The sequence below is a fragment of the Sabulicella flocculans genome, from assembly GCF_045449635.1.
Taxonomy (GTDB): domain Bacteria; phylum Pseudomonadota; class Alphaproteobacteria; order Acetobacterales; family Acetobacteraceae; genus Roseococcus.
The window spans coordinates 1-7,348 of sequence record NZ_JBJJBR010000040.1 but is presented as its reverse complement, the minus strand read 5'-3'; the positions used below and the strand labels follow the sequence as shown (position 1 = coordinate 7,348).

Sequence of the window (7,348 nt, the reverse complement as noted above, 5' to 3'; positions counted from 1 at the left end):
TCCAGCACCGTCCACGCCTGCTCGGACAACCAGAACAACCGCGCCATGGCCAATCTCCACCGCTGAACCTCAATCAGTGGCGAAACGCACAAACGATTCAATGGGTTGTATTGGTTCCCTACCTAGGCAAGTTCCGCAAGTTCCGCAAAATCCCACCCCCCTACGGGGGGTGTGCGTGCGCGCCTCAACGGCGCGCGCACACCACACCCGGAGCGGTCGGGTTCGGGCTCGTGGTCCACCCCGAGAGGGCCATCCCGGAAAGCCGGGCAGCGACGGCGAGCTCCGCCAAGAACCGCGCCGTCGCCGCCCTCACCACGACGATCCCCTCTTGGAGACCCCATGGCTCTCGCGACTCTCCCCATGCCCGCGGCGCACGCAAGCGGCCCCTCCATCGCCGAACCACCTGCGATCAACCTGGCACGCCACGCGGTGCTCGCGCTCGATCTCGGCACCACCACTGGATGGGCGTTGCGCAGCCAGGACGGTGGCATCACCTCCGGCACCGTCACCTTCCGCCCGAGCCGCTTCGAGGGTGGCGGCATGCGCTACCTGCGCTTCCGCAGCTGGCTCGGCGAGCTGGCAGCGCTTGCCGGCGGCCTCACGCGCATCGCCTTCGAGGAGGTGCGCTCCCACGCCGGCACCGACGCCGCGCACCTCTATGGCGGCTTCCTCGCGCACCTCTCCGCGTGGTGCGAGGAGCACGACGTCCCCTACGAGGGCGTGCCGGTCGGCACGATCAAGCGCTACGCCACCGGCAAGGGCAATGCCGACAAGGCGAAGATGATCGCGGCCATCCAAGCCCGCGGCTTTCGACCTGCCGACGACAACGAGGCCGATGCCATCGCCCTTCTGCTCTGGGCGACCGAGCCCACCGGAGGCCGCGCATGAGCATCCACGGCGCACCGCAACAGCCCCGCTCATGCCTCGACCGCGGCACCCGCAGCCCAACCAACGAGAGCGAGGTGAACGCCATGCGCGCGGCTGCCTGGCATCGACACGGCGTGGCCGCGCTGCCAGTCGCCGAGATCACCGACGACTGGCTGCGACAGGCCATCACCAACGAAGCCAACCGGCGCTGGGGGCGTCGTAACGGGGAGAGCCATCATGGCCGGTAAGCGCAAGGCAAAGCGGGTAACGTCGAAGCACGAGGATCTGTCGAAGCCCTCCAAGTGGCGGCTGCAGCACGGCGGATTCTCGGAGCCGGTCCGCGAAGCGGATCCCGAAACCGGCAGCCCTGTGCAGCATCGCCGTGCGGTGGACACGCTTGGGCAGATGTTGGCCAACGGCACGATCACGCCGCAGATGCACGAGGCGGGCAGCATCTTCCGCACGCTGTTCCGCAGCGCGGCGATCGACAGCATGTCCACGTCGCAGTTGATCCGGCTGCCAGGCTCGACGGCAGACCGGCTCTCCAATCGCCAGATCGACGCGCGCCGGCGTGTGCTCGCGGCGCTGGACGCGCTGGGTGGGCATGATAGCCCGGCCGGCTCCTGCATCTGGTTCGTCGTGGGCCTGGAGATGTCGGTGCGCGAATGGGCCGCACGCAGAGGCTGGAGCGGCAGGCCAGTCCCGCAACCGATCGCCGGTGGCATGCTGGTCGCAGGCCTTGGCATCCTGGCGATGCACTTCGGGCTTACGCCGCGAGAGCAGGCGGCGTGACGACGTGCAATCGGGGCGGTCTCCACCGTCCCGATCGGGCTGTTACAATTCACCCGCTGGCGGCTTGCAAATCGAGTTGGCTATGGTGGTGACACGTCGAGAAGGTGCGTCGAGCACCGCGGCTCTTGAGCCACTCGTCCGCTGATTTGCCACTGTGGCTCGCGAGCTGCAGGGTCCTTCCTGGGCCCGGCGTATGCGGGGGGCGGAAGCGTGCAACATCGCTAGCGCCAGGCCAAAAAACAGGTTCGCAGTTCGCACCCTTCGCCCGTGATTTCAATCGCTTGAGTGCGAACCATGGCTGTCGTGGTTCGCACTCGATTCGCACCCACGGTTTGCATGGTTCGCACCCTTTCCGTGTGACTTCAGCGCCGTAGCTGCGAACCATCGCCACGCCAGGCGCGTGGCCCTCACCCCTGACCTCGGATGGCCCCATGACGCTCCCCTGGATGGCAGCGAAGATCCTGCTGCGCCCGGTGGCGGAGCTGCGTGCGCATCCTGGCAATGCGCGGGTGCATGGTGCGGCGCAGATCGAGCAGATCAAGGCCAGCATGCTGGCCTTCGGCTTCACCAACCCGCTGCTGGTCGACGAGGCGGGCGTGCTGATCGCCGGGCACGGCCGGCTCGAGGCCGCGGTGGCGCTCGGCATCGGGAAGGTGCCGACGATCGTGCTGCGGCATCTGTCCGCAGCGCAGAAGGAGGCGCTGCGTCTCGCCGACAACCGCATCGCAGAGAACGCGACCTGGGACCAGGCGCTGCTGCGCGACGCGCTCGCCGCGGTGCAGGCGGCGCCAGACCTCGACCTTGCAGCGCTCGGCTTCTCGGCCGCGGAACTCGACGACATCCTCGCGGCGGCTGGAGATGCCGTGTCCGACGGCGACGCGCCCGAGGCTCTGTCGGCGCCCGCGGTTCAGGGGAGCGGGGACGGCGCGGCGGGGACGGAGGCGGCAGCGGCGGAGGATGACCCTGCCGACGCCGAGCTGGACCCGCCGCGCCAGGCCGTCGCGCGCGTGGGTGACATCTGGCGCCTGGGCGAGCACCGCCTCGCCTGCGGCGACAGCACCAATCCATCGACCATCGCCCGCGTGATGGGGCCGGAGCGGGCAGCGCTGCTCTTCACCAGCCCGCCCTATGGCAACCAGCGCGACTACACCACCGGCGGCGTCTCCGATTGGGACGCGCTCATGCAGGGCGTGTTCGCCCACCTAGACACGGCGCTCGCGCGTAACGCGCAGGTGCTGGTGAACCTCGGGCTGATCCATCGCGACAATGAGTGGCAGCCCTATTGGTCCGTTTGGCTCGACTGGATGCGCGCGCAGGGCTGGCGGCGCTTTGGCCTCTACGCCTGGGACCAGGGACCCGGCCTGCCCGGCGACTGGAACGGGCGGCTGTCGCCCGCCTTCGAGCTGCTCTTCCACTTCAATCGAGAGGCGCGCCGGCCCAACAAGATCATCCCCTGCCGCTGGGCGGGGCACGTCAATTCCGAGAAGGGCGGGCTGCGAGCGAAGGATGGCACCGTCGGCGAATGGCAGCATGCCGGCCAGGGCGTGCAGGAGACCCGGATCCCGGACAGCGTGCTGCGCATCACCCGCCACAAGGCGCGCGGCATCGAGACCGAGCACCCCGCAGTGTTCCCGGTGGCGCTGCCCGAATTCCTGATGCGCGCCTACACCGACGAGGGCGACGTCGTGTTCGAGCCCTTCGCAGGTGCCGGCACCTCCATCATCGCCGGCCAGCGGACCGGGCGCCGCGTGCGCGCGATCGAGTTGGCGCCGGCCTACGTCGACTTGGCGATCGCCCGCTGGCGGATGCTGCATCCCGAACTGCCGGTGATCCTGGACGATGGCGGGCACGGTATCGGCCCTGACTACGACGCGGTCGCCGCCGCGCGCGCCGGGGAGGCAGTCGCCGATGCAGCCTGACATCGCCGTCGCCACCGTCCCGCTCGCCTCGCTCATCCCCTACGCCGAGAACGCCCGCACGCACTCGTCGGACCAGGTGGCGCAGATCGCCGCCTCCATCGCCGAATTCGGCTTCGTGAACCCGGTGCTGGTGGATGCCGCCGGCGTGTTGGTCGCGGGCCATGGCCGCGTCATGGCCGCCAAGCGCCTCGACATGGCAGCGGTGCCCGCCATCCGCCTGGCGCACCTGACCGAGGCTCAAGCTCGCGCCCTGCGGCTGGCCGACAACCAGATCGCGCTGAACTCCGGCTGGGACGAGGCGCTGCTGGCGGCGGAGATCGCCCGCATCCGTGACGAGGCCATCGTGGACCTCGACGTGCTTGGCTTCTCGGGCGATGCGCTGGAGCAGCTGCTCGCCAGCCTCGACGCATCGCGTGATGAAGTTGCGGCGCAGGGCGACCCGGACGAACCGGCGCCCGAGCCGCCCGCCAACCCTGTCACGCGCCCCGGCGATCTCTGGCGCATCGGTCGCCACCGCCTGCTCTGCGGCGACGCGACCAGCAGCGCCGACGTCACTCGCCTCCTCGCCGGCGCACAGCCGCACCTCATGGTCACGGACCCTCCCTACGGCGTGAACTACGACCCCTCCTGGCGCAACGACGCGGGCGTCTCCACCACCATCCGCACCGGCAAGGTGGCCAACGACGACCGCGCCGACTGGCGCGCGGCCTGGGCGCTGTTCCCTGGTGATGTCGCCTACATCTGGCACGCTGGCGTGCACGCCCGCACGGTCATCGAGAGCCTGGAGGCGGCGGGCTTCATCGTGCGCAGCCAGATCGTCTGGGCCAAGCCGCGGCTGGTGCTCGGACGCGGGGACTATCACTGGCAGCATGAGCCCTGCCTCTATGCCGTCCGCAAGGGCGCGACAGGCCATTGGCAGGGCGCGCGGGATCAGACGACGCTGTGGTCGATCGGCGCAGGCCCCGAGGACCTCGCCACGGTGCATGGCACGCAGAAGCCGGTGGAGTGCATGCGCCGACCGATGCTGAACAACAGCGAGGCGGGGGACGCGATATACGAGCCCTTCTGCGGCAGCGGCACCGCCATCATCGCGGCGGAGACCAGCGGGCGCGTGTGCCTCGCGATGGAGATCGACCCCGCCTACTGCGACGTGACGCTGCAGCGCTGGGAGGCAATGACCGGCGAGACCGCCACGCTGGACGGCGAGGATCGCAGCTTCGCCGATGTGTCCGCGGCTCGATTGATGATCGAGAAAGCCCAATCATAGCAATGAGATAACGCTGCATCTCGCTTGGCTCCCGCGCACCACAGCGCGAATGGTCCGTCACGCGCAGGGGATGGCCCCCGGCACCAGGACGGAGACGACGATGACCAACCCCACCATCCTCCCCACCAAGAACGAGGCCTGGGGCTTTTGGGGCACCATGGGCGAGCGCGCCGCGGCCGCCTGGCCGATCGCCTTCGCGGTCATCCACGACGCGACGGGCACGGATCCGGACTCGGTGCGCGCCTTCCTCGACAGCCGCCACGGCCGCCACTTCGCAGACGAGGTCAGCAACCACCTCCACGCCGGCGCCACCCTGCCCGACGCCATCGCGCGCGCTACCGCCACCTGGATGGGCTGGCGGATCGGGCTCCGCACCAGCCGCGAGACCGGCATCCCTGCCGGGCTGCCCTACCTGACGGGCTTTGTGATCAGCGAGGGCATCGCCGCCGACGACGCGCGCAACGACTGACGCGCCGCGCCCGCCGCCACGCGGCGCCGCCACCGCCCCGCCGGGACGCCCCGCGGGGCTCGGGCTGGTAGCACCCGACTGATCGGGTGCCGAACCGGAGACCCCGACGATGAAGCTTTCCGACACCCAACGCGTGATCCTCACCGCCGCCGCGCAGCACGAGATGGGCCTGGCCCGCGCGCCAAAGTCGCTCCCTGCCGCCGCCCGCAACGCGGTGTTCCGCAGCATGATCAAGGCCAGCCTGCTCACCGAGATCAACGCGCCCCGGGAGCATGTCGGGCTCGGCTGGCGCCAGGATGAGGACGGCACCTGGATCGTGGCGCGCATCACCGACGAGGGGCTGCGCGCCATCGGCATCGACCCGAACGAGAACGACAGCACGGCGGCGGACGACGCGACGCAGCACCACCGGGAGGAACCCGCGCAGGACGCGCGCACGGCGCCCACGGGCGGGGAGGACGCCGCGCCGGCGGATAACGCCACCACTGCACCCCAGGCGGCGCCCACGCGCGCCCGGCGGGCCAACCTGCGCGATGCCGCCATGGCCTTCCTGGCCGCCTGGGATGCCAGCCCCGTGCAGGACGCGACCGACAACCCGATCGGCCAGGCGGTCGAGCAGCTGCGCGCCGCCCTCGCCGGCAAGCCCGCACGCACGCCGCGCGACCCGGCGGCGCCGCGGAAGGCGCGCGAGGGGACCAAGCAGGAGACGGTGCTGGCGCTCCTCCGCCGCGCGGAGGGTGCCACCATCGCGCAGATCAGCGAGGCCACTGGCTGGCAGCAGCACACCGTCCGCGGGTTCTTTGCGGGCCTCAAGAAGCGCCAGGGCATCGAGGTCCAGGTGCTGGAGCGGGTCCGCCAGGTCGGACCGAACAAGGAGGGCGCGCGCGGCTCCTACAGCATCTACCGCATCGCCGACTGACGCGGCGCAGCCACAGCTCCGTACATCATCATGAGCGCCGCGGATCATCAGCATCCGCGGCGCTTTCTCGAGTTGGCTGTGCCGAACCACAGCGCGAAGCGTCCGTCACGCGCAGCCATCCCGCCGCGCAGCACGGAGACGGACGATGCACCAGACGGACACCATCACGCAGCTCAAGGGCCTCGCCGACCATGCCCGCCTGAGCCACGCGCACTGGCTGCGCCGCGCGCGGCAAGGCGGCAGCGGGAGCTACGGCCCTGCCTACTGCATCGAAGGCGCGGGCAACTGGCGCCGCCGGCTTGGCGAGCTGCTGGAGCAGATCCGCCAAGCGGAACGGGCGCGATGAGCGGCCGGGGGGAACGCCGCTGGATCGTGCTGGCTCAGGATGGCCGACACGTGAGCCTGGGGCGGGCGGCGCCCCCTACGGCCGAGGAGATCGCCACGGCGAGCGACGGCTTGGCGCGGCAGGGCCTCGCTGGCTGGATCGCCACGCTGGACGGAGCCTACTGGGGCCGTGCGCGCGTGACGCTCACGCCCGTGCGCACCATTGGCGCCGACACGACGCTGGACTGGCCGGCGGCCGTCGCTGCCTTCGAGCAAGCTCGCCAGCGCGCGCGGCGCGCTGCCTGACCCACACCCCGCGCGCGGCGGGAGAGATGCCGCCGTGCCCGAACTGACCCCTTCCACCCGCGAGGCCGCACGTCGCATCGGCATCACCGAGACCGCACTGCGCAAGGCCGAGCAGACCAGTCGCATCACCCGCGAGCCCGATGGCCAGTGGGACATCGACAAGACCCGTCGTCGCCTGGTGGAGACCGCCGATCCTGTGCGGTCCCCGCTGGTGCGCGGCGGCAGTGCGGGCAACGCTGGGGACGGCACGCCCTTCGCCCGCCTCAAGGTGGCGCAGCTGGCCCTCAAGGTGGAAGCGCAGCGCCTCGCGCTGGATGAGACCAAGCGCCGCCTGCTCGACGTCACCGAGGCCAATGCCGCGCTCGACGAGATCGGCAGCACCATGCGCGACGCCCTGTTGAACTGGCCGGCGCGCGTGTCAGGGCTGATCGCTGCCGAGATCAGCGTGGACCCGCATTTGCTGCAGACCATTTTGCAGAGCCATA

General features: G+C 70.5%; 10 protein-coding genes. All 10 read left to right on the top strand.

The genetic code is table 11. The annotated features are described in order from the left end of the window. The first annotated feature begins 360 nt into the window (after nt 1–360). On the top strand, nt 361–888 hold the full coding sequence (locus ACI6QG_RS19260; protein ID WP_407026211.1) for a crossover junction endodeoxyribonuclease RuvC: 528 nt from the start codon (nt 361–363) through the stop codon (nt 886–888). Beyond that, a complete protein-coding gene (locus ACI6QG_RS19255) occupies nt 885–1,115 on the top strand; it encodes a hypothetical protein (RefSeq protein ID WP_407026210.1) in 231 nt (76 codons plus the stop codon). Before ACI6QG_RS19260 ends, ACI6QG_RS19255 begins: the two co-directional genes overlap by 4 nt. Further along, complete coding sequence (locus tag ACI6QG_RS19250; protein ID WP_407026209.1) at nt 1,105–1,659, top strand: DUF6456 domain-containing protein; 555 nt, start codon at nt 1,105–1,107, stop codon at nt 1,657–1,659. The genes ACI6QG_RS19255 and ACI6QG_RS19250 overlap by 11 nt, the downstream gene beginning before the upstream one ends. 431 nt (nt 1,660–2,090) lie before the next feature. Further along, entirely contained in the window at nt 2,091–3,578 is a 1,488-nt protein-coding gene (locus tag ACI6QG_RS19245; RefSeq protein ID WP_407026208.1) for a site-specific DNA-methyltransferase, read from the top strand. Beyond that, nucleotides 3,568–4,845 carry a site-specific DNA-methyltransferase gene (locus tag ACI6QG_RS19240; protein ID WP_407026207.1) on the top strand — a complete coding sequence of 426 codons (1,278 nt, stop codon included), beginning with the start codon at nt 3,568–3,570 and terminating at the stop codon, nt 4,843–4,845. Before ACI6QG_RS19245 ends, ACI6QG_RS19240 begins: the two co-directional genes overlap by 11 nt. Before the next feature lie 100 nt (nt 4,846–4,945). After that, entirely contained in the window at nt 4,946–5,314 is a 369-nt protein-coding gene (locus ACI6QG_RS19235) for a hypothetical protein (RefSeq protein WP_407026206.1), read from the top strand. A gap of 109 nt (nt 5,315–5,423) precedes the next feature. Continuing rightward, on the top strand, nt 5,424–6,233 hold the full coding sequence (locus ACI6QG_RS19230; protein ID WP_407026205.1) for a DUF3489 domain-containing protein: 810 nt from the start codon (nt 5,424–5,426) through the stop codon (nt 6,231–6,233). A gap of 145 nt (nt 6,234–6,378) precedes the next feature. Then, nucleotides 6,379–6,579 (top strand): hypothetical protein, encoded by a 201-nt coding sequence (locus ACI6QG_RS19225; RefSeq protein ID WP_407026204.1) that lies wholly within the window; start codon nt 6,379–6,381, stop codon nt 6,577–6,579. Continuing rightward, nucleotides 6,576–6,863 (top strand): hypothetical protein, encoded by a 288-nt coding sequence (locus ACI6QG_RS19220; RefSeq protein WP_213611130.1) that lies wholly within the window; start codon nt 6,576–6,578, stop codon nt 6,861–6,863. The genes ACI6QG_RS19225 and ACI6QG_RS19220 overlap by 4 nt, the downstream gene beginning before the upstream one ends. Before the next feature lie 34 nt (nt 6,864–6,897). Then, the coding region (locus ACI6QG_RS19215; RefSeq protein ID WP_407026203.1) for a hypothetical protein at nt 6,898–7,348 on the top strand (451 nt) is incomplete at its 3' end.